Raw genomic sequence first — 21,285 nt, 5'->3', positions numbered from 1 at the left:
TCAGGGGAAAGCCTATGTAAAGATTGGGAGCGCGACTGACGCGCACTCCTCTAGCAAATCAAGGAGGCAGTCTAGAGGCTGTGCACACTTGATATGGAAATGGTATCAGCCATCAGATGAAGCATTGCCGTCAGGGGTCACTTCCCCTACGCGCTTTTCCAGCTGTTTCAACCGTCGCGCGATGTCATCAAGCTGACGGATGCGGGCCGCGCTTTTGCGCCATTCGGCCGCCGGTTGCATGGCTGTGCCGGAAGAATAGGCGCCCGGCTCGGTAATCGAGTGGGTCACCATGGTCATCCCGGTCAGGAAAACGTTGTCGCAGATATCAATGTGGCCGACCAGACCGACACCACCGGCGAGCATGCAGTGCTTGCCGATTTTGGTGCTGCCGGAGATGCCGACACAGGCGGCCATGGCGGTGTGATCACCGACCTGGACGTTGTGCGCAATCTGGATCTGGTTGTCGAGCTTGACGCCGTTGCCGATCACGGTATCGGCCAGGGCGCCGCGGTCGATGGCGGTGTTCACGCCAATCTCGACATCGTCGCCGATGGTCACGCCACCGATCTGGGCGATTTTCTGCCAGACGCCTTTTTCGTTGGCGAAGCCGAAGCCCTCGCCACCGATCACGGCGCCGGACTGAATCACCACACGTTTGCCGATGCGTACGTCGTGATACAGCGTGACGCGAGGAGCCAGCCAGCCGCCCTCACCGATCTCGCTGCGAGCGCCGACCACGCAATGCGCGCCCAGCGTCACCTGTGCCGCAACGCGAGCACCGGCTTCGATGACCACGAACGGGCCAATGCTGGCACTCGGATCAACTACCGCGTCCGGCGCAATGACCGCCGTCGGGTGAATACCCGCAGCAGCTTTTGGCTTTGGATCGAACAAATGCGAGATACGCGCGTAGGCCAGATAAGGATCCGGCACCACCAGGGCATTACCGGCGAAACCTTCAGCGTCCGCTTGCTTGAGCAGCAGCGCAGCGGCCTGTGAACCGGCCAGGTATTTACGGTATTGGGGATTTGCCAGAAAGCTCAACTGAGCTGGGCCAGCCTCTTGCAAAGTGGCTAGCCCAGTAATTTGCGTCTCGGGGTCGCCACGCAGGGTGGCGCCGAGGTGCTCGGCCAACTGGCCGAGCCTGATAGTTACGGTCATGGGTTACTTCAGCTGATTCATGCGCTCGATAACCTGGCGCGTGATGTCGTACTGAGGTTTGACATCGATGACTGCGCCACGCTCGAACACCAGGTCAAAACCACCTTTCTTGATGACTTCTTCCACAGCGCTGTCCAGTTTCGGCTTCAGCTGCTTGAGCATTTCGCGGTCGGCAACGGCCTTGGCTTCGTTCAGTTCCTTGGACTGGAACTGGAAGTCGCGGGCCTTTTGCTTGAATTCCAGCTCCAGACGCTCACGCTCGCCCTGCTGCATCTTGTCGCCCCCGGCCATCAGACGGTCCTGAATGCCTTTGGCGCTGCTTTCCAGGGTTTTCAGCTTGGTCAGTTGCGGACCGAACTTCTTCTCGGCATCCACGGCGTATTTCTTCGCCGCGTCGGATTCCAGCAGTGCCATCTGATAGTTCAGCACGGCAATTTTCATGTCGGCGAACGCCGGGCCTGCCACCAGTACGGAGGCCAGGAGAACCAATTGAGTCAACTTACGCACGATGCACTCCTACAAAATCCATTGTCGTTGTCTTGGGTCAGACGCTTAGAACGTCTGGCCGAGGGAGAATTGGAACACTTGAGTTTCAGCGTCATCCGGTTTCTTGATCGGCATCGCCAGGGCGAAGCTCAAAGGCCCCAGTGCGGTGACCCAGGTCACGCCGACACCGACGGAACTGGCCATGTTGCTCAGACTGATGTCGTTGCACTGAGTGCTGGAAGTCGAACCGGCGCTCGCGTTGGTCGTCTTGTCGCACTTGGAATCGAATACGTTACCCACGTCCCAGAATACCGAGGTCCGCAGAGAACGCTGATCTTTCACGAACGGCAGCGGGAACAAAACCTCGACACCACCCTGAATCAATACGTTACCGCCGAATGGCAGCGGATCCTGATCCGGGTCACGAAGTGTCCCCGTATTACCCGTTTCAGCTGCACCGCGGCTCGGCGTACTGCGTGGGCCCAGAGTGCTGTCCTTGAAGCCACGTACCGAGTTGAAGCCACCGGCATAGTAGTTTTCATAGAACGGCAAGCCGTCAGTCGAGCCGTAACCGTCGCCGTAACCGAGTTCGGTGTGCAGCCGCATTGTGTAGTTTTCGGTGATCGGCTGGAACAGCTGACCACGGTAGTCAAGTTTGAAGAACGACAGGTCGCTGCCCGGGATGGTGGTTTCCAGAGTCAGGCTCTGGGAACGGCCACGGGTCGGCAGAACACCCTTGTTCAACGTCGACTCGGACCAACCGGCCGACGCCTTGAAGTTCAGGTACTGATCGCCTTCCTTTTTAACGAAGTCGAAAATCTCGTCAACGGTATAGCGACCGGTGTTGATCTTGTCCTGCTGGGCAGACAGACCGAACGTCAGACGCGAAGTCTCGCTGATCGGGTAACCGACGTTGACGCCGGCACCGAGGCTGTCTACCGCATAGCTGGAAATATCGGCATCGAGTTCATCGTAGTCGGTGGTGCGGTAGAACGCGTTGTAACCCAGGCTCACGCCATCGGCGGTCCAGTAGGGGTCAACGTAGCCGAAGTTGTAGCGGCTCTGGTATTCGCTGCGGGTCAGGCCGATGCTGACGCGGTTACCGGTACCGAGGAAGTTGTTCTGGGTGATCGAGCCACCGAGGATCAGACCGGCACTCTGGGCGAAACCGACGCTGGCAGTGATCGAACCGGAAGCCTGTTCTTCAACCGCGTAGTTCACGTCAACCTGGTCGTCGACACCTGGCACGGCCGGGGTTTCAACGTTGACTTCCTTGAAGAAGCCCAGACGTTCCAGACGGGTCTTGGACTGGTCGATCAGGTAGGTCGAAGCCCAGCCGCCTTCCATCTGGCGCATCTCACGACGCAGCACTTCGTCCTCGGACTTGGTGTTGCCACGGAAGTTGATGCGGTTGACGTAGGCGCGCTTGCCCGGATCGACAGCGAAGAGGATGTCCACAGTGTGGTCGTCATCGTGCGGCTGAGGCACGCCGTTGACGTTGGCGAAGGTGTAACCCTCGTTACCCAGACGACGGGTGATCAGCTCGGAAGTGGTGGTCATCAGCTTGCGCGAGAACACCTGGCCTTTCTGCACCAGCAACAGCGACTTGACCTGGTCTTCAGGAACTTTCAGGTCACCGCTGAGCTTGACGTCACGAACGGTGTACTTCTCACCCTCGGTCACGTTGACGGTAATGTAGACGTGCTTCTTGTCCGGGGTAATCGACACCTGGGTCGAAGCGATGTCCATGTTGATGTAGCCGCGGTCCAGATAGTAGGAACGCAGACGCTCCAGGTCACCGGAGAGTTTTTCACGGGCATATTTGTCATCGTTCTTGAAGAACGACAGCCAGTTGGTGGTTTTCAGTTCGAACAGGTCGGTCAGGTCTTCCTCAGGGAATACCGTATTGCCTACCACGTTGATGTGCTGGATGGCGGCAACCGTACCTTCGTTGATCTTCACTTTCAGACCCACGCGGTTACGCGGCTGCGAGACCACTTCGGTATCGACGGTGGCCGAGTAGCGACCCTGGGCGACGTACTGACGTTGCAGTTCGTTACGGACACCCTCGAGGGTGGCGCGCTGGAAGATTTCGCCTTCGGCCAGACCGGATTGCTTGAGGCCTTTCATCAGGTCTTCAGTGGAAATCGCTTTGTTGCCCTCGATTTCAATACTGGCGACCGATGGACGCTCGACCACGGTGATGACCAGAACGTTGCCTTCGCGGCCCAGCTGGATATCTTGAAAGAAACCGGTTTTGAACAACGCACGAGTGGATTCCACCAGGCGACGATCATCCGCCTGCTCGCCGACGTTCAACGGCAAGGCACCAAAAACGCTACCCGCGGAGACCCGCTGGAGGCCATTGACGCGAATATCAGAGATAGTGAAGGACTCGGCGTGAACTTCGGCGATCATCAATACGGTGAGAACCGCAGTTAGCAGCAGACGTTTCATGAAGTCCTTTCTTATTCCAACTGGCAATAAACAAACTGCCGCAAAATGCGGCAGATTCGCAATTCAGCGAAGCGTTACAGTCGACCCAGATCGTTGACCAGAGCAAGCAACATCACCCCGACCACCAAACTGATACCGATCTGTATCCCCCAACCTTGCACCCGATCCGACAAGGGGCGACCACGCACCCACTCGATCAGATAAAACAACAAATGCCCCCCATCCAGTACAGGAATGGGCAGCAAATTCAGAACGCCCAGGCTAATACTCAGATAAGCAAGGAAATTCAGGAAATCAGCGACGCCCGACTGGGCAGAAGCGCCCGCCACTTTAGCAATGGTTATCGGTCCACTCAAGTTTTTTACCGAGAGCTCGCCGAACAGCATTTTCTTCAGTGAATCCAGCGTCAGAATGCTCATGGTCCAAGTGCGACGGGCACCCTCACCGATCGCGGCCAGCGGGCCGTAGCTGACCTCGCGGATCATTTCCGGCGGCCAGTCGATGGCTTTGACGCCAGCGCCGAGATAACCGCTCGGCGCTTTGCTTTCACCGCGCGCCGCCAGCGTCACCGGGACGTCGATTTGAGCATTGTCGCGCTCGACGCGCAGCATGATTTTGGTATCAGGACGCGTACGAACGGTATCGACCACTTGCTGCCAGTCATCGAGCGGCTGGCCATCAAGCGCCAGCAGCCGATCACCGGTTTTCAGCCCGGCTGCCTGGGCCGGGCCTTTCGGGTCAAGCTCGGCAAGCACCGGCGGCAATGCCGGACGCCACGGGCGAATGCCCAGCGAGCGGATCGGATCCGGCTCGTCGGCACCTTTGAGCCAGTTATCCAGTGCCAGCGTGCGCGGCAACTCAGCGCTCGAACCCTGCTCGCGCACCAGCAGTTGAATGGCGCCGCTCTCACCCAGACGACGAACCAGCTGCAAATTGACCGCAGCCCAGCCCGACGTGGGTTCACCATCGATCGAAACAATCTCCTGACCGGCATTCAGACCGGCCTTGGCGGCAATGCTGCCGGACTCGACCGCACCGATGACCGGGCGCACCTGCTCGCTGCCGAGCATGGCCAGCACCCAAAAGAACACCAGGGCCAAAAGAAAGTTGGCAATCGGTCCGGCGGCGACAATCGCGATACGCTGCCGCACCGACTTGCGGTTGAAGGACTGATCCAACTGATCGACCGGCACTTCGCCTTCGCGCTCATCAAGCATCTTGACGTAGCCGCCCAGCGGGATCGCGGCAACCACGAACTCGGTGCCTTGCTTGTCATGCCAGCGCAGCAGCGGCATGCCGAAGCCCACGGAAAAACGCAGAACCTTGACGCCACAGCGACGCGCGACCCAGAAGTGGCCGAATTCGTGGAAGGTGACCAGCACACCCAGGGCGATCAGGGTGCCGGCAATCATATAGAGCGCGCTCATCTACTTTCTCCGCAATCCTGTTCAGTGTCGCGTGTCGCCATTGTGTTGCAAAAACTATCGGCCGTGCCGACTCAACCATTGCTCGGCCAGCATTCGCGCTTTCGCGTCCGCCGTAAATACCGCGTCGAGGTCGTTCAGCGCCACCACTGGCTCCAGATTCAAGACTTCCTCGATCATACTCGCGATTTCCAGGTAGCGAACCCGTCCATCGAGAAACGCTGCCACTGCCACTTCATTGGCCGCGTTGAGCATCGCCGGCGCGCTGTCACCGGCTTCGGCGGCCTGCCGGGCCAAACGCAGGCACGGGAAACGGCTTTCATCGGGCGCTTCGAAATCCAGTCGCGCAATGGCAAACAGATCCAGTGGAGGTACGCCGGAATCGATGCGCTCCGGCCAGGCCAGGGCGTTGGCGATCGGTGTGCGCATGTCCGGGTTACCCAACTGCGCCAGCACCGATCCATCGACGTAATCCACCAGAGAGTGGATCACGCTCTGCGGATGAATCACCACTTCGACCTGGTCCGGCTTGGCATCGAACAGCCAGCAGGCTTCGATCAGCTCCAGCCCCTTGTTCATCATGCTCGCCGAATCCACGGAGATCTTGCGCCCCATGGACCAGTTCGGGTGCGCGCACGCCTGTTCAGGCGACACATGCGCCAGCTCGGCCAGCGGCGTCTGCCGGAACGGGCCGCCAGAGGCTGTCAGCAAAATCCGACGTACCCCTACCGAACTCAAGCCGCGCGCGAAATCCGCGGGCATGCACTGGAAAATCGCATTGTGTTCGCTGTCGATCGGCAGCAGCACCGAGCCGCTCTTGCGCACGGCCTGCATGAACAGAGCGCCGGACATCACCAGCGCTTCCTTGTTCGCCAGCAGAATCTTCTTGCCCGCCTCGACTGCCGCCAGGGTCGGACGCAGCCCGGCCGCACCGACAATGGCCGCCATTACCGCGTCGACTTCAGGCGCGGAGGCGACCTGACACAGGCCCTCCTCGCCGACCAGTACGCGAGTCGGCAAGCCGGCTGCACGCAGGTCATCCTGCAACCCGCGCGCTGCGGCGCCTTCGGGCACCACCGCAAATTGCGGCACATGCCGCACGCACAACGCGAGCAATTCGCTGAGCCGAGAGAAGCCACTCAAGGCGAAAACCTGATAACGCTCAGGGTGGCGGGCAATCACATCCAGGGTGCTCAGACCGATCGAACCGGTCGCACCCAATACCGTAATCTGCTGGGGACGACTCACGGTGCGGCCATCCAGAGCAATACGGCGAACACCGGAATGGCCGCGGTCAGGCTGTCGATGCGATCCAGCACGCCGCCATGCCCGGGTAGCAGATTACTGCTGTCCTTGATGCCGGACTGACGCTTGAACATGCTTTCGGTGAGATCACCGACCACAGAAATGAAGACGATCACCGCAGCGCCGATCAAGCCTTTGAGCAGCTCGGCCACAGTCCAGTCGCGCACCAGCCCGACAATCGCGGTAATCACCAGGCTCAGAGCCAGACCACCGTAAACCCCTTCCCAGCTTTTGCCGGGGCTGACTTGCGGCGCGAGCTTGCGCTTGCCGAATTTGCGCCCGGAGAAATAAGCGCCGATGTCTGCGCCCCAGACCAGCACCATCACCGCCATGATCAACCAGTTACCCAGCGGATACTGCTTGATCTGCACCAGGCCCTGCCACGCAGGCAGCAGGATCAGCAGACCAATGAGCAGCTTGGTCGCCGCCGTGGACCAATGCGCGCTGGAGCGTGGATACGTCAGCACGAGATACGTGGCAACCGCCCACCAGATCACCGATGCACCGAGCACCCAGGGAGCAAGCCCCGGCAGCACATACATGACGAACAGCATCAGAGCGACCACGGCAGCAAAACCGACGCGGAACGACTGCGCGGTAAAGCCCGCCAGACGCGCCCACTCCCAGGCACCGAGACTGACTACCAGACCGATGAATAGCGCGAAACCGGCACCTTTGAGCAGGAAAAACCCGCACAAGGCAATCGGCAGCAGGATCAGTGCAGTGATGATTCGTTGTTTAAGCATTAAACCCGGGCTCCAGCTTCGACCTGTTCGCTCGTTTTACCGAAACGACGCTGGCGTGAAGCGAAATCGGCCAGCGCGGTGCGCATGGCTTCGTGTTTGAAGTCCGGCCAGAACAGGTCGGAGAAGTACAGCTCGGCGTAGGCCAGCTGCCACAGCAGGAAGTTGCTGATGCGATGCTCGCCACCGGTGCGGATGCACAGGTCTGGCAACGGCAGATCGCCGGTGGCCAGACACGTCTGCAGCAGATCCGGGGTGATGTCCTCCGGGCGCAGGTGCCCGGCCTGGACTTCCCGTGCGAGACGTTGCGCGGCCTGCGCGATATCCCACTGGCCGCCATAGTTGGCGGCGATCTGCAGGACAAAGCGGTTGGCACCGACGGTCATGGCCTCGGCCTCGCGCATCGCTGCCTGAAGCTCAGGGTGGAAGCGCGACCGATCGCCAATGATGCGCAGGCTGATGTTGTTGTCGTTGAGGCGCTTGGCCTCACGACGCAACGCCTTGAAGAACAGATCCATCAAGGCGCTGACCTCATCGGCCGGGCGCTGCCAGTTTTCACTGGAAAAGGCGAACAGGGTCAGGACTTCGACCTTGGCCTCAGCGCACACCTCGATCACCGCCCGCACAGCATCCACGCCCGCTTTATGCCCGGCGACACCCGGCATAAAGCGTTTTTTCGCCCAGCGATTATTGCCATCCATGATGATCGCGACATGGCGCGGCACCGCGGACGGCGCAGTCTGCTTGGTCTTGTCCATTTAAAGCTCGACCCTTATACGGCCATCAGGTCTTTTTCTTTCTCGTCCGTGGCCTTGGTGATCTGGGCCTCGGATTCTTTGGTCAGCTTATCGATATCAGCGATGGCACGACGTTCTTCGTCTTCGCTGATTTCCTTGTCCTTGACCAGTTTTTTCAGCTCGCCCAATGCGTCACGACGAATGTTGCGCACGGCAACGCGTGCGTCTTCGGCGGCACTACGGGCCTGCTTGGTGAAGCCTTTACGCGTTTCCTCGGTCAGGGCCGGCATCGGGATCAACAGCAACTCGCCCAGGTTGGTCGGGTTGAGGTTCAGACCGGCGCTCTGGATCGCCTTGTCGACGGCAGCGAGCATGTTGCGCTCGAACGCCACGACCTGCAGGGTACGCGAGTCCTTCACGGTGACGTTGGCAACGCCGCTCAGCGGGGTGTCAGTGCCGTAGTAAGGCACCATGACGCTGCCGAGGATGCTCGGGTGAGCCTTGCCGGTACGAATCTGGCCGAACGCGTGGTTCAGAGATTCCAGGGATTTCTGCATACGCGCTTGGGCGTCTTTCTTGATTTCGTTGATCATTGTTGGCCTTCCTCGATCAAAGTCCCTTCAGCGCCGCCGTGCACAATGTTCAGCAGGGCGCCGGGCTTGTTCATGTTGAATACGCGCAGCGGCATCTTGTGATCGCGGCACAGGCAGATAGCAGTCAGATCCATTACACCCAGCTTGCGATCCAGTACTTCATCATAAGTCAGATGATCGAACTTCTCGGCATGCGGGTCTTTGAACGGATCTGCAGTGTAGACGCCATCAACCTTGGTGGCCTTGAGCACAACGTCGGCGTCGATTTCGATCGCACGCAGGCAGGCTGCCGAATCCGTGGTGAAGAACGGATTGCCGGTACCGGCCGCGAAGATCACGACGTCCTTGGAGTTCAGGTGGCGCATGGCTTTGCGGCGATCGTAGTGATCGGTTACGCCGACCATGGAAATGGCCGACATGACGATGGCCGAGATATTGGCACGTTCCAGCGCATCGCGCATGGCCAGAGCGTTCATCACAGTGGCCAGCATGCCCATGTGGTCGCCCGTGACCCGATCCATACCGGCTTTGCTCAGGGCCTCGCCACGGAACAGGTTGCCACCGCCGATCACCAGACCGACCTGGACACCGATACCGACCAGTTGGCCGACTTCCAGCGCCATGCGGTCCAGCACTTTAGGATCGATCCCGAACTCTTCCGAGCCCATCAGGGCCTCGCCGCTAAGCTTGAGTAGAATGCGTTTATAGCGAGCCTGATAACCACTGCCCTGCTGAGCCATTGCGAATCTCTCCTGCGGCGTATTTAAAATTCTTTGCGAGCTGTTTACAGCTGGCGTTCACTCTAGCTTGGCGCTGCTGCAGCGCCATCGGAACATGGCTTTGTAAGTCAGTTCCGGGTGGAAACCAAATAAAAATTGGTAACCCATCTGAAAAGAGGCTGCGCGCGTAAGCGGGCAGCCTCTTTCGGGCGACAGTTGAAAAACCGTCTTATTGCTTGGCGGCAGCCAGCTGGGCAGCAACTTCTTCAGCGAAGTTGTCGACCGGCTTCTCGATGCCTTCGCCTACTTTGAAGTAAGTGAAGGAAACGATTTCAGCACCGGCTTTCTTGGCCAGTTCGCCAACCTTGACTTCAGGGTTCTTGACGAACGCCTGCTCGACCAGGCTTGCTTCTGCCAGGAACTTGCTGATACGGCCCTTGACCATGTTCTCAACAATGTTTTCCGGCTTGCCTTTGATCTTCTCTTCGTTCAGCTGCAGGAACACGGCTTTCTCACGCTCGATCGCTTCGTCGGAGACTTGCGAAGGCAGCAGGAACTCAGGGTTGCTTGCAGCAACGTGCATCGCGATGTCTTTGGCCAGCTCGACGTCACCGCCTTTCAGGACAACAGCAACACCGATCTTGTTACCGTGCAGGTAAGTGCCGACAACGTCACCCTCTACGCGTACCAGACGACGGATGTTGACGTTCTCACCGACTTTGGCAACCAGAGCTTCACGAGCCGATTCCTGAGCGGCGATCAGCGGAGCTGCGTCGGTCAGTTTTTCGTCAAAAGCTTTTTCTACGCTGGCAGCAACGAAGTTCTTGAAATCGTCTTGCAGGGCCAGGAAGTCGGTCTGCGAGTTGACTTCCAGCAGCACGGCTGCCTTGTCATTCGATTTGATGGCGATTGCGCCTTCAGCGGCAACGTTGCCGGCTTTTTTCGCAGCCTTGATGGCGCCCGAAGCACGCATGTCATCAATGGCTTTTTCGATGTCGCCGTCAGCCTTTTCCAGGGCTTTCTTGCAATCCATCATGCCTTCGCCGGTACGCTCGCGCAGTTCTTTGACCAACGCTGCAGTAATTGCTGCCATTTTCAAATTCCTCTTGGATAGGTTTTCAACCATTCCACCCGATCGAACGGGCGTTCAATTCTTCCCGAACCACCCATGTTGGCTGCCGCACATGACAAATACAGACGTGGGCGCCGACAAATGGTTTTCGAGGTGGCAAAAAGGGGGCCAAGCCCCCTTTTTGCTTACTGAGTCAACGCCAGGGGCGTCGATTACTCAGCTGCAGCCTGAGTTTCTTCAGCTGCGAATTCAACAGTACCGCCAGCAACATTGTTGCGACCACGGATCACTGCGTCAGCCATCGAACCCATGTACAGCTGGATAGCGCGGATTGCGTCATCGTTGCCTGGGATGATGTAGTCAACGCCTTCCGGGCTGCTGTTGGTATCGACAACGCCGATGACCGGGATGCCCAGCTTGTTGGCTTCGGTGATCGCGATGCGCTCGTGGTCAACGTCGATCACGAACAGTGCGTCTGGCAGACCGCCCATGTCCTTGATGCCGCCCAGCGAACGATCCAGCTTCTCAAGATCACGGGAGCGCATCAGCGCTTCTTTCTTGGTCAGCTTGGCGAAAGTACCGTCTTCGGCTTGAACTTCAAGGTCACGCAGACGCTTGATGGAAGCACGAATGGTCTTGAAGTTGGTCAGCATGCCGCCCAACCAGCGGTGATCGACGTACGGCGAACCGCAACGTGCTGCTTCTTCAGCAACGATCTTGCCAGCGGAACGCTTGGTGCCGACGAACAGAATCTTGTTTTTGCCCTGGGCCAGACGCTCTACGAAAGTCAGAGCTTCGTTGAACATTGGCAGGGTTTTTTCAAGGTTGATGATGTGAATCTTGTTACGCGCGCCGAAAATGTACTTGCCCATTTTCGGATTCCAGTAACGGGTTTGGTGACCGAAGTGCACACCGGCCTTCAGCATATCGCGCATGTTGACTTGGGACATGATAGTTCCTTGATAAGTCGGGTTTGGCCTCCACGTATCCCAATGACCAACCAGAGGCATAAAGCCCAAGGCACCCAGGTCATCGTGTCGACACGTGTGTGGATTTAAGCTTTTCGGGGCATCCCCGGAAAGCGGCGCATTTTATACCACAGGGTGCGCAGAAACGGAACCCGGAATCTGTATTCGCACCCGCGACCGGGGCGCGGCCCCCTTGGAATCGGCCTGACGGACTCCATTGTATAGAGAGAAGCCAGACATGCAGGCGCGGATTTGCGCCTCCCGTCTGGTAGAATCGCGTTTTTCAGGGTCGCACAATCCACACCTGCCACCCTATTCGTATCCGTAAGCGCCGCCGAGCGCAGAGAGAGCCTGTATGACCGTCAACCTCAAAACCCCCGAGGACATCGCTGGCATGCGTGTCGCCGGCAAACTGGCCGCCGATGTGCTGGAAATGATTGCCGAACACGTCAAACCGGGCGTGACCACTGATCAGCTCAACCAGATCTGCCACGATTACATCGTCAATGTGCAGGAAGCCATCCCTGCCCCGCTCAACTACAAGGGTTACCCGAAGTCGATCTGCACTTCGATCAACCATGTGGTCTGCCACGGCATCCCGAATGACAAGCCGCTGAAAAACGGTGACACCCTGAACATCGACGTCACAGTGATCAAGGACGGCTACCACGGCGACACCAGCCGCATGTTCCACGTCGGCGAAGTACCGGTCTGGGCCGAGCGCCTGTCGCAAGTCACTCAGGAATGCATGTACAAGGCCATCGAGATCGTCAAACCCGGCTGCCGCCTCGGTGACATTGGCGAAGTGATCCAGAAGCACGCGGAGAAAAATGGTTTCTCGGTGGTGCGCGAGTTCTGCGGCCACGGTATCGGCAAGGTCTTCCACGAAGAACCGCAGATCCTGCACTACGGTCGCGCCGGCACCGGCATGGAACTGAAGGCCGGCATGACCTTCACCATCGAGCCGATGATCAACCAGGGCAAGGCCGACACCAAGGTACTGGGCGACGGCTGGACGGCGATCACCAAGGACCGCAAGCTCTCGGCCCAGTGGGAACACACCCTGCTGGTCACCGACACCGGCTACGAGATCTTCACTTTGCGCAGCGATGACACCATCCCGCGCGTCTCGGCCTGATTCACAAAACGCTCCCAGCCTATAGAAGGAAAGCCAATCGATGCCGCAGGTGGATCCCGAACTCTTCGACCGCGGCCAGTTCCAGGCTGAACTGGCCCTCAAAGCGAGTCCTATCGCGGCGTTCAAGAAGGCGATCCGCCAGGCCCGCGAGGTCCTCGATACGCGTTTTCGCAATGGCCGCGACATCCGCCGCCTGATCGAAGACCGCGCCTGGTTTGTCGACAACATCCTGCAAAAGGCCTGGGAGCAGTTCAACTGGAGTGAAGACGCCGATATCGCTCTGGTGGCAGTGGGCGGCTACGGTCGCGGCGAACTGCACCCCTACTCCGACATTGATCTGCTGATCCTGCTCGACAGCGCTGACCACGAAGTTTTCCGCGATTCCATCGAGCGTTTTCTTACGCTGCTGTGGGACATCGGCCTGGAAGTCGGCCAGAGCGTACGCTCGGTCGACGAGTGCGCCGAAGAGGCCCGCGCCGACCTGACCGTGGTCACCAACCTGATGGAAAGTCGCACCATCTGCGGCCCCGAGCGTCTGCGCCAGCGCATGATCGAGGTGACGAGTACCGCGCACATGTGGCCGGCCAAGGAGTTCTTCCTCGCCAAGCGCGCCGAGCAAAAGGCCCGTCACCACAAATACAACGACACCGAGTACAACCTCGAACCCAACGTCAAAGGTTCGCCCGGCGGCCTGCGCGATATTCAGACGATTCTCTGGGTCGCCCGCCGTCAGTACGGCACCCTCAACCTGCGCGCGCTCGCTGGCGAAGGCTTTCTGGTCGAGAGCGAAAACGCCCTGCTCGCCTCCTCCCAGGAATTCCTCTGGAAGGTGCGTTATGCCTTGCACATGCTCGCCGGGCGCTCGGAAGACCGGCTGCTGTTCGATCACCAGCGCACCATTGCCGGCCTGCTCGGTTTTGAAGGTGACGACGCCAAACAGGCAGTCGAAAACTTCATGCAGCAGTATTTCCGCACGGTGATGAGCATCGCCCAACTCAGCGACCTGATCATTCAGCATTTCGAGGAGGTCATCCTCGCTCCGGAAGATGAAGCGCCGCCGCAACCGATCAACTCACGCTTCCAGTTGCACGACGGTTACATCGAAGCGCGCAATGACAATGTGTTCCGCCGCACGCCGTTCGCCATGCTGGAGATTTTCGTGCTGATGGCCCAGCAGCCGGAAATCAAAGGCGTGCGCGCCGACACGATTCGTCTGCTGCGCGAACATCGTCATCTCATCGATGACAACTTCCGCAACGATATCCGCAACACCAGCCTGTTCATCGAGCTGTTCAAGTGCAAGATCGGCATCCACCGAAATCTGCGGCGGATGAACCGTTACGGCATTCTCGGGCGTTATCTGCCGGAGTTCGGCTTTATCGTCGGGCAGATGCAACATGACCTGTTCCACATCTATACGGTCGATGCGCATACGCTGAATCTGATCAAGCACCTGCGCAAACTTCAGTACACCCAGGTCTCGGAGAAATTTCCGCTGGCCGCCAAACTCATGGCCAAGTTGCCCAAGCCCGAACTGATCTACATGGCCGGCCTGTACCACGACATCGGCAAGGGCCGGCATGGCGATCACTCGGAGATCGGCGCGGTCGATGCCGAAGCGTTCTGCCAGCGCCACCAGTTGCCGGTGTGGGACAGCCGCCTGATCGTCTGGCTGGTGCAGAACCACCTGGTGATGTCGACCACCGCGCAGCGCAAGGATCTGTCCGACCCGCAGGTGATCCACGATTTTGCCCAGGCGGTCGGCGACGAAACCCGCCTCGACTACCTCTATGTGCTGACCGTGGCCGACATCAACGCGACCAACCCGACACTGTGGAATTCATGGCGCGCCAGCCTGTTGCGCCAGCTCTACACCGAGACCAAACGAGCCCTGCGCCGGGGTCTGGAAAATCCGGTGGACCGCGAAGAGCAGATCCGCCAGACGCAGAGCGCCGCGCTGGACATTCTGGTGCGCGGTGGCACCGACCCGGACGACGTCGAGCAACTCTGGGCGCAACTGGGCGACGACTATTTCCTGCGTCATACCGCCGGCGACGTCGCCTGGCACAGCGACGCGATCCTGCAGCAACCGATCGATGGCGGGCCTCTGGTGCTGATCAAGGAAACCACCCAGCGCGAGTTCGAGGGCGGCACGCAGATCTTCATCTATGCCCCGGACCAGCATGACTTCTTCGCCGTGACCGTGGCGGCGATGGACCAGCTCAACCTGAACATTCACGACGCCCGGGTCATCACTTCGAGCAGCCAGTTCACCCTCGACACCTATATCGTGCTCGACAACGAAGGCGAATCGATCGGCGACAACCCGGCGCGGATCAAGCAGATCCGCGAAGGCCTCACCGAAGCCCTGCGCAACCCGGACGACTACCCGACGATCATCCAGCGCCGCGTACCGCGCCAGCTCAAGCACTTCGCCTTTGCGCCGCAAGTGACGATCCACAACGACGCCCAGCGTCCGGTGACCGTGCTGGAACTGACGGCGCCCGACCGGCCGGGCCTGCTGGCGCGGGTCGGGGGAATTTTCCTCGAGTTCGACCTGTCGCTGCAGAACGCCAAGATTGCGACCCTGGGCGAGCGCGTGGAAGACGTGTTCTTCATCACCGATGCGCACAACCAGCAGCTGTCCGATCCGCTGCTGTGCAGCCGTTTGCAGGATGCGATCGTCGAACAGCTGAGCGTCAACCAGGAACCAGATATCAAACTTTCGCGGATCAGTATCTGAATCAATGAATTTTCCTGTCGGACCGACCAGCGCCAATGACAGCCTGACAATGAAACCCTGTGGGAGCGAGCCTGCTCGCGAAGCGGTCATTCAGCACACCAATGTTGGATGGACCACCCTCTTCGCGAGCAGGCTCGCTCCCACAGGGCGCGTTCCAGCCTGATATTGTGCCTGTCCCTCCGACATCGACCGAGGCCCCGATGAACAACGCTCTTAACCAGCTCCAGCCGTACCCGTTCGAAAAGCTCCGTGCCCTGCTCGCCACCGTCACGCCGAACCCGGACAAGCGTCCGATTGCCCTGTCGATCGGCGAGCCGAAACACCGTTCACCGAGTTTTGTCGCCGAAGCCCTGGCGAACAATCTGGATCAGATGGCGGTGTACCCGACCACCTTGGGCATTCCGGCCCTGCGCGAAGCCATCGCCGGCTGGTGCGAGCGTCGCTTTGGCGTGCCGAGCGGCTGGATCGATCCAGCGCGCAATGTGCTGCCGGTCAACGGCACCCGCGAAGCGCTGTTCGCCTTCACCCAGACCGTGGTCAACCGTGGCGACGATGCGCTGGTGGTCAGCCCCAACCCGTTTTATCAGATCTACGAAGGCGCGGCGTTTCTCGCCGGGGCCAAACCGCACTATCTGCCGTGCCTTGATGAAAACGGCTTCAACCCGGATTTCGATGCCGTTTCGCCAGACATCTGGAAGCGCTGCCAGATCCTGTTCCTGTGCTCGCCGGGCAATCCGACCGGCGCGCTGATTCCGGTTGAAACCCTGAAGAAGCTGATCGCCCTGGCTGATCAGTACGACTTCGTCATCGCCGCGGACGAGTGCTATAGCGAACTGTACTTCGACGAGCAAACCCCGCCGCCGGGCCTGCTCAGCGCCTGCGTTGAACTGGGCCGCAATGACTTCAAGCGCTGCGTGGTCTTTCACAGCCTGTCCAAGCGCTCCAACCTGCCGGGCCTGCGTTCAGGCTTCGTTGCCGGCGATGCCGACATCCTCAAGGGTTTCCTGCTCTATCGCACTTACCACGGTTGTGCGATGCCAGTGCAAACCCAACTGGCCAGCGTTGCCGCATGGAATGACGAAGTGCATGTGCGCGCCAACCGTGCGCTGTACCGCGAGAAATTCGATGCGGTGCTGGAGATCCTCGGCCCGGTGATGGACGTGCAGCGCCCGGATGGCAGCTTCTATCTGTGGCCGAATGTGCAGGGCGATGATGCGGCGTTCTGCCGCGATCTGTTCGAGCAGGAGCACGTGACCGTGGTGCCGGGCTCGTATCTGTCTCGCGATGTCGATGGCGTCAATCCTGGCGCCGGCCGTGTGCGCATGGCATTGGTTGCGCCGCTGGCTGAATGCGTTGAAGCCGCCGAACGAATTCGCGACTTCATCACCCGACAGCAGTGATCAGCGAACGCTTGCAGCAGCGGCCCTGCTGCAAGCGTTCAAACGGCTATTTGACCTGCCCCAGATTCGCCTCGCTCAAATCCAGTTCCCCCAGCACTTCTCGCAACACGTCATCACCGATCTGGTGCTGACGGCTCAGGCTGTAGAGCTCAAGCCGCTGCGCCCTTAGCGCTTTCAACCGCAAGCGCCGCTCCAGCAGATCCATCTGGAACGCCAGCGCCTGGGCTTCGGCGGAATCGTTGAACACATCGAGTTGATGACGATATTCGGACATGATCCGCGCCTTGAGCTCCGCTGCCAACGCCGCTTGCGCAGCATCCTGCGGCACCACCTCTTCGGTTTCCAAGGAATGAATCGCGGCTTCAGCGGTCTTGCGCCAGGCATCACGCACTTCCTGGCGACGCTTGTCGTCCGGACTTTTATCGATACCGCGCAGCAGCAAGGGCAGCGCAATACAGGCCGAGACCAGCGACAGCAGGATCACCCCGGCAGCGATGAAGATCAGCAAGTCGCGTTCAGGAAAAGCCTCGGTGCCGATCAGCATCGGCACCGACATCACGCCCGCCAGCGTCACCGCCCCGCGCACACCGCCTACGGTCAGCAACCAGCAGGAGCGCGCCGTCGGCACTTGCGTCAGCTCGCCCTTGCCGCGCAATCGGCGCAATAACACCGACAAACGCCAGATGCTTTGCACCCAGATGAACCGCAGCAGCACCAGCGCCACGAAAATCGCCAGTACATCGAGGCAGCGATAGAACAGCGTCGGCCACAGCGTCGGTTCGTGGCTGACCACGGCTTTGATGATGTCCGGCAATTGCAGGCCGAGCAGCAAGAAGATCAAGCCGTTAAAAGCAAATTCGAGCAATGACCAGACGCTGCGGTTGAGCAATCGCGTACTGGTTTGGCGTGGCAACAGATCAAGCCAGCTCTGCATCATCCCCGCCGCCACCGCCGAAAGAATGCCCGAGGCGCCCAGACGTTCCGCCAACACGTAAGCGGCGAACGGCAGCAGCAACATGAACACCACGTGGGTCGCCGGGTCGTCCCAGCCACGCGCGATCATCCACGCCCGCAGGCGCCCGACCAGCCAGCTCAGCGCCACGCCGACCGCCAGGCCACCCAGCGCCACCGCGACGAACGTCAGGCTGGCATTGGTCAACGAGAACACCCCCGTGACCGCTGCAGCGAGGGCGAACTTGAACGTCACCAGACCCGAAGCGTCGTTCATCAGCGCCTCGCCTTGCAGCATGTGCATCAGCGGCGTCGGCAAACGGTTCTGCGAAATCGCTGAAACGGCTACAGCGTCCGTCGGCGACAACACCGCCGCCAGAGCAAAGGCCACCGGCAACGGAATCGTCGGCAACAGCCAATGGATGAAATAGCCGGCGCCGACCACGGTGAACAGAACAAGGCCGACCGCCAGAGTCAAAATCGGTCCGCGCAATTGCCAGAGCGCGCGTTTGGGCATGCGCCAGCCATCGGAAAACAGCAATGGCGGCAGGAACAGAAACAGGAACAGCTCGGGATCGAGGGCGACGTGCAGGCCCAGGTTCGGCCAGGCGAGCAAGGCACCGGCGGCGATTTGCACCAGCGGCAACGGCAGCGGGATGACCCGCCCGACCAGGCGCGAGACGCTGACCAGCATCAGCAGGATGAGGACGGTGTAAGCAGTTTGCATAAAGCGAAAATCTCAGGCGATCGACAGCGTTGAACTGCCATATTAGCCCCTTAGGCTGTGGCTGACCGTTGCACCTATGTCGCACGGCCGGAACGCGCCCCCATTGTGGGAGCGAGCCTGCTCGCGAAAGCGGTCGTTCAGCGCACTGAGATAATGACTGACATGGCGTCTTCGCGAGCAGGCTCGCTCCCACAGGGTTTTGCATGGCCAAATCGACCTGAGGCGCCGCGAAACCGTCCGGTCATGGCATAATCCGTCACCATTTTTTTCCAGCACCTGTAAAGGGGGCGATTCCTTGGCCGTTTCAAGTAAAACGTTGCACCTTTTCGGCATCAAAGCCTGGGATGCCGCATAGGAATCAATCAAGACCTTTGAAATCAAGGCCTTGAGCCGAAAAATAGCACTAAATAGCACCCCATTTTGCGACTGTTCAGAACCCAATAAACATTGGCCCGAACGGTTGCGTTTTGGGGAAGAAATCCAAGAAGACAATCTCGCCCCCGGCGTCCTGCCGAACGCAATCAAACCTACACTCCAGTAACACAGATGTATGGATGACGCTCCGTGAAGAAACTTGAAGACCTGACGCTTCCACCCTCATTCCACAGCAAACTCACCGCTCACGTTCAAAGGGTTTCGGCTGCTCGAAGCGAGGTCGATATCCGCTTGGCAGTCGAACGCGCAGAGGGTTTTGTCGAGGGACTGGAAGCGGCGCGCTGCCTAACGCCCGCCACAATTGAAGCAATCTTCATCATCATCGAAAACGCGGCCGCTCGCCGCTGAGCCGTTGAACGAAGGCTTTCATACGCTTCGTCCAATTGAGTTTTGCAATAAACCGACGAACGGTATGTACAGTAAATTGAGCATTCGCCGATTCATAATGGTCGATAGCAGTAAGAAATATTTCAAAGCATTCAACGAATTGCCACGTGCTAGACGCATAGATGTAATGAATCAAATAGATAAATAAGGCTTATTGACGTAACCCGAAGCCTAGCCCATATTGAATTTGTGACTGAAGAGCCCAATTGACAGTCTCATCAATAGCTATAGAATCCCGCGACATTTTTCTAAAAGTCAGGGTCGTCGGGGATGGTTCAGGAAGAGCTAAGCAAAAAGCAGAAAACGGTTGCAATTCTCTATGACGCCGTGCTACACGCTGCCAACCGAGTTTTGCACCAAGCAAAAAACTATTCGATCAGCGTTCTAAAGCTTGAAAACCCGACGTACGCTGAGATAGCAGCACAGTTCAGGGAGGTGTGCTCGATCATTGATTTGCTAGCCGCCCAAATTGATGATGCTCACACGGCTCAGAAAGCAACTGAGTATGTGAGCTGCATGGAAGGGATTGCGAAAGCCATCGACGATGATGACTCCGACGCACTCGACAGCTTTGTTAAACAACTTGATATGAGGTCATTCCTGTGAAAAAGCTAAGCGATTTCGAATTCGCCACATTGGCTAAACGCGCAGCAGCTATTCTTGAATCCATCGAGAAGAAGCTTGACGCCACCGAAAAAGCATTGGCATCCCACGTAGGCGCCAAGCAAGCAGCGTAACCGCCGCTACCTAATTCGAGGCCTCGCAATTTGCGAGGCCTTTTCATTTCTGCGCATTGATGGCTTGCACATACGCTTGGCACGCCTGCAACGCGATCAGTCCACGGTCGCCGGTGTCGGTGATGGCGATAATTCTTTGAGCATGCGCTGGGTCAAGTCGGGCGCGTACGGCTGCATGATCCACGCCGCCGGCGCCGGTGGCTTTTGACACGTCACAGCCACCGGCTGAATCCGCATCGATGAGGACTGACAACCGCAGATCAGCAGTGGCAAGGCGATCGCGCAAGCGATCTTGGTCACGTTGGGCATCGGTCATTTTCCTGTAATGGGTTTGCTCACTGGCTGCCAGTTTCTGCTCGAGCGCCAGACGCTTGTCTTGTTCCACCTTCTGCGCCTCGGCGCCGGCGGTTGCGAGCTGGTTCAGCGTCTCGCCGTACAACCTGGCTTGCTCCGCGAGCTGCCGACCGTAGCGCCAGTCCTGGAACTGCCAGGCGCTGCCGAAGCCGGCAAGCACCAGTAGCACCACGCCGATCAACCGCCACGGCACGGTCACGCCAGCACCGCCCGCGCCTTCTCCCACAGCGCCAGCCGATCTGCCAAGCCGTTCAGGCCGCCATTGATGCGACGGGTGATGGTGTTGAACTCGTCCCGGTCGGCCAAATCGTTCAGGCCCTTCTGTTTCCAGAACCACGCCGCCGACATCGCAGCATGCTGCGGTAGCTCGAGCAGCTCAGGGTGATTGATCAGGTCAAGGCCCAGCGCCTCACCGCACTTGGCGTAGTTCGCCCGCCCGGTGATCTGGATCAGGCCGCGCCCGCAATACTTCCGGCCGTCACCCGGCACGGTGTTGCCCAGGTCTGCCCGGCCCTCGTACCTACGCTGAGCGGCGGTCGGCCCCCAGATCTCACGGACGTAGCGCAACTGGCCGGACTCATGCCCGATTTGTGCGAGGAACGCGGCGGCGCGCTGCGGGCCAACGATCTGGTAATGCTGCATGGCGGTGTTGAGGGCGGAAACAAAAACGCCCGCTTGGGTGCGGGCGTTCGGGAGGATTTGCAGCAATTGCTGCTGAGTGATTGGCATGGGTCGCTCCGGGGAATTT

Annotated in this window: 20 protein-coding genes; 6 read left to right on the top strand and 14 right to left on the bottom strand. The window is 59.1% G+C overall.

Annotated features, from left to right (window positions below; translation table 11 throughout):
• Positions 1–105: 105 nt before the first annotated feature.
• The 11 genes from lpxD to rpsB all read right to left on the bottom strand — a co-directional run bounded on the left by lpxD (position 106) and on the right by rpsB (position 11,647).
• Positions 106–1,161 (bottom strand): UDP-3-O-(3-hydroxymyristoyl)glucosamine N-acyltransferase, encoded by a 1,056-nt coding sequence (lpxD, locus tag BLU71_RS00765; protein ID WP_042606983.1) that lies wholly within the window; start codon positions 1,159–1,161, stop codon positions 106–108.
• Positions 1,162–1,164: 3 nt separating this feature from the next.
• On the bottom strand, positions 1,165–1,668 hold the full coding sequence (locus tag BLU71_RS00760; protein ID WP_003222140.1) for an OmpH family outer membrane protein: 504 nt from the start codon (positions 1,666–1,668) through the stop codon (positions 1,165–1,167).
• A gap of 45 nt (positions 1,669–1,713) precedes the next feature.
• A complete protein-coding gene (bamA, locus tag BLU71_RS00755) occupies positions 1,714–4,104 on the bottom strand; it encodes an outer membrane protein assembly factor BamA (RefSeq protein WP_042606982.1) in 2,391 nt (796 codons plus the stop codon).
• A 74-nt stretch (positions 4,105–4,178) separates the two neighbouring features.
• The gene (rseP, locus tag BLU71_RS00750) at positions 4,179–5,531 is read right to left on the bottom strand and encodes a sigma E protease regulator RseP (RefSeq protein WP_083352099.1); all 1,353 of its coding nucleotides are present in this window, start codon (positions 5,529–5,531) and stop codon (positions 4,179–4,181) included.
• A gap of 54 nt (positions 5,532–5,585) precedes the next feature.
• On the bottom strand, positions 5,586–6,776 hold the full coding sequence (gene ispC / locus BLU71_RS00745; RefSeq protein WP_083352098.1) for a 1-deoxy-D-xylulose-5-phosphate reductoisomerase: 1,191 nt from the start codon (positions 6,774–6,776) through the stop codon (positions 5,586–5,588).
• Positions 6,773–7,579: a phosphatidate cytidylyltransferase gene (locus BLU71_RS00740; RefSeq protein WP_065615286.1), complete on the bottom strand. Its 807-nt coding sequence runs from the start codon at positions 7,577–7,579 to the stop codon at positions 6,773–6,775. The genes ispC and BLU71_RS00740 overlap by 4 nt, the downstream gene beginning before the upstream one ends.
• Positions 7,579–8,334, bottom strand: coding sequence for a polyprenyl diphosphate synthase (gene uppS, locus BLU71_RS00735; RefSeq protein ID WP_039762463.1), 756 nt, complete (start codon positions 8,332–8,334; stop codon positions 7,579–7,581). The genes BLU71_RS00740 and uppS overlap by 1 nt, the downstream gene beginning before the upstream one ends.
• A gap of 14 nt (positions 8,335–8,348) precedes the next feature.
• Positions 8,349–8,906 (bottom strand): ribosome recycling factor, encoded by a 558-nt coding sequence (gene frr, locus BLU71_RS00730; protein ID WP_007954771.1) that lies wholly within the window; start codon positions 8,904–8,906, stop codon positions 8,349–8,351.
• Positions 8,903–9,646 carry a UMP kinase gene (gene pyrH / locus BLU71_RS00725; RefSeq protein ID WP_003222124.1) on the bottom strand — a complete coding sequence of 248 codons (744 nt, stop codon included), beginning with the start codon at positions 9,644–9,646 and terminating at the stop codon, positions 8,903–8,905. The genes frr and pyrH overlap by 4 nt, the downstream gene beginning before the upstream one ends.
• 208 nt (positions 9,647–9,854) lie before the next feature.
• Entirely contained in the window at positions 9,855–10,718 is an 864-nt protein-coding gene (tsf, locus tag BLU71_RS00720) for a translation elongation factor Ts (protein ID WP_016771476.1), read from the bottom strand.
• A gap of 191 nt (positions 10,719–10,909) precedes the next feature.
• Complete coding sequence (gene rpsB / locus BLU71_RS00715; RefSeq protein ID WP_003222119.1) at positions 10,910–11,647, bottom strand: 30S ribosomal protein S2; 738 nt, start codon at positions 11,645–11,647, stop codon at positions 10,910–10,912.
• 373 nt (positions 11,648–12,020) lie between these two features.
• Between rpsB and map the strand changes: the two genes are divergently transcribed.
• The 3 genes from map to dapC all read left to right on the top strand — a co-directional run bounded on the left by map (position 12,021) and on the right by dapC (position 16,946).
• Positions 12,021–12,803, top strand: coding sequence for a type I methionyl aminopeptidase (gene map / locus BLU71_RS00710; protein ID WP_042606978.1), 783 nt, complete (start codon positions 12,021–12,023; stop codon positions 12,801–12,803).
• 40 nt (positions 12,804–12,843) lie between these two features.
• Positions 12,844–15,546: a [protein-PII] uridylyltransferase gene (locus BLU71_RS00705; RefSeq protein WP_083352097.1), complete on the top strand. Its 2,703-nt coding sequence runs from the start codon at positions 12,844–12,846 to the stop codon at positions 15,544–15,546.
• Positions 15,547–15,746: 200 nt separating this feature from the next.
• A complete protein-coding gene (gene dapC, locus BLU71_RS00700; RefSeq protein WP_083352096.1) occupies positions 15,747–16,946 on the top strand; it encodes a succinyldiaminopimelate transaminase in 1,200 nt (399 codons plus the stop codon).
• Between the two features lie 46 nt (positions 16,947–16,992).
• Here the strand turns inward: dapC and BLU71_RS00695 are convergent, their stop codons facing one another.
• Complete coding sequence (locus BLU71_RS00695; RefSeq protein ID WP_083352095.1) at positions 16,993–18,624, bottom strand: Na+/H+ antiporter; 1,632 nt, start codon at positions 18,622–18,624, stop codon at positions 16,993–16,995.
• Positions 18,625–19,188: 564 nt separating this feature from the next.
• On the opposite strand from BLU71_RS00695, the gene BLU71_RS00690 reads away from it, so the two are divergent.
• From BLU71_RS00690 to BLU71_RS27850, 3 genes are all read left to right on the top strand, one after another.
• A complete protein-coding gene (locus BLU71_RS00690) occupies positions 19,189–19,407 on the top strand; it encodes a hypothetical protein (RefSeq protein WP_083352094.1) in 219 nt (72 codons plus the stop codon).
• A gap of 309 nt (positions 19,408–19,716) precedes the next feature.
• Positions 19,717–20,052 carry a hypothetical protein gene (locus tag BLU71_RS00685; RefSeq protein ID WP_083352093.1) on the top strand — a complete coding sequence of 112 codons (336 nt, stop codon included), beginning with the start codon at positions 19,717–19,719 and terminating at the stop codon, positions 20,050–20,052.
• On the top strand, positions 20,049–20,183 hold the full coding sequence (locus BLU71_RS27850; RefSeq protein WP_268893325.1) for a hypothetical protein: 135 nt from the start codon (positions 20,049–20,051) through the stop codon (positions 20,181–20,183). The genes BLU71_RS00685 and BLU71_RS27850 overlap by 4 nt, the downstream gene beginning before the upstream one ends.
• Before the next feature lie 43 nt (positions 20,184–20,226).
• On the opposite strand, the gene BLU71_RS00680 is transcribed toward BLU71_RS27850, so the two are convergent.
• A complete protein-coding gene (locus BLU71_RS00680; RefSeq protein ID WP_083352092.1) occupies positions 20,227–20,736 on the bottom strand; it encodes a lysis system i-spanin subunit Rz in 510 nt (169 codons plus the stop codon).
• Positions 20,733–21,266 carry a glycoside hydrolase family 19 protein gene (locus BLU71_RS00675; RefSeq protein WP_083352091.1) on the bottom strand — a complete coding sequence of 178 codons (534 nt, stop codon included), beginning with the start codon at positions 21,264–21,266 and terminating at the stop codon, positions 20,733–20,735. Before BLU71_RS00675 ends, BLU71_RS00680 begins: the two co-directional genes overlap by 4 nt.
• Positions 21,267–21,285 lie beyond the last annotated feature (19 nt).

Origin of the sequence: Pseudomonas moraviensis, from assembly GCF_900105805.1 — a bacterium.
Lineage (GTDB): Bacteria > Pseudomonadota > Gammaproteobacteria > Pseudomonadales > Pseudomonadaceae > Aquipseudomonas > Aquipseudomonas moraviensis_A.
Note: the sequence above shows the minus strand (reverse complement) of the source record. Positions and strands in the feature narration are given on the sequence as shown.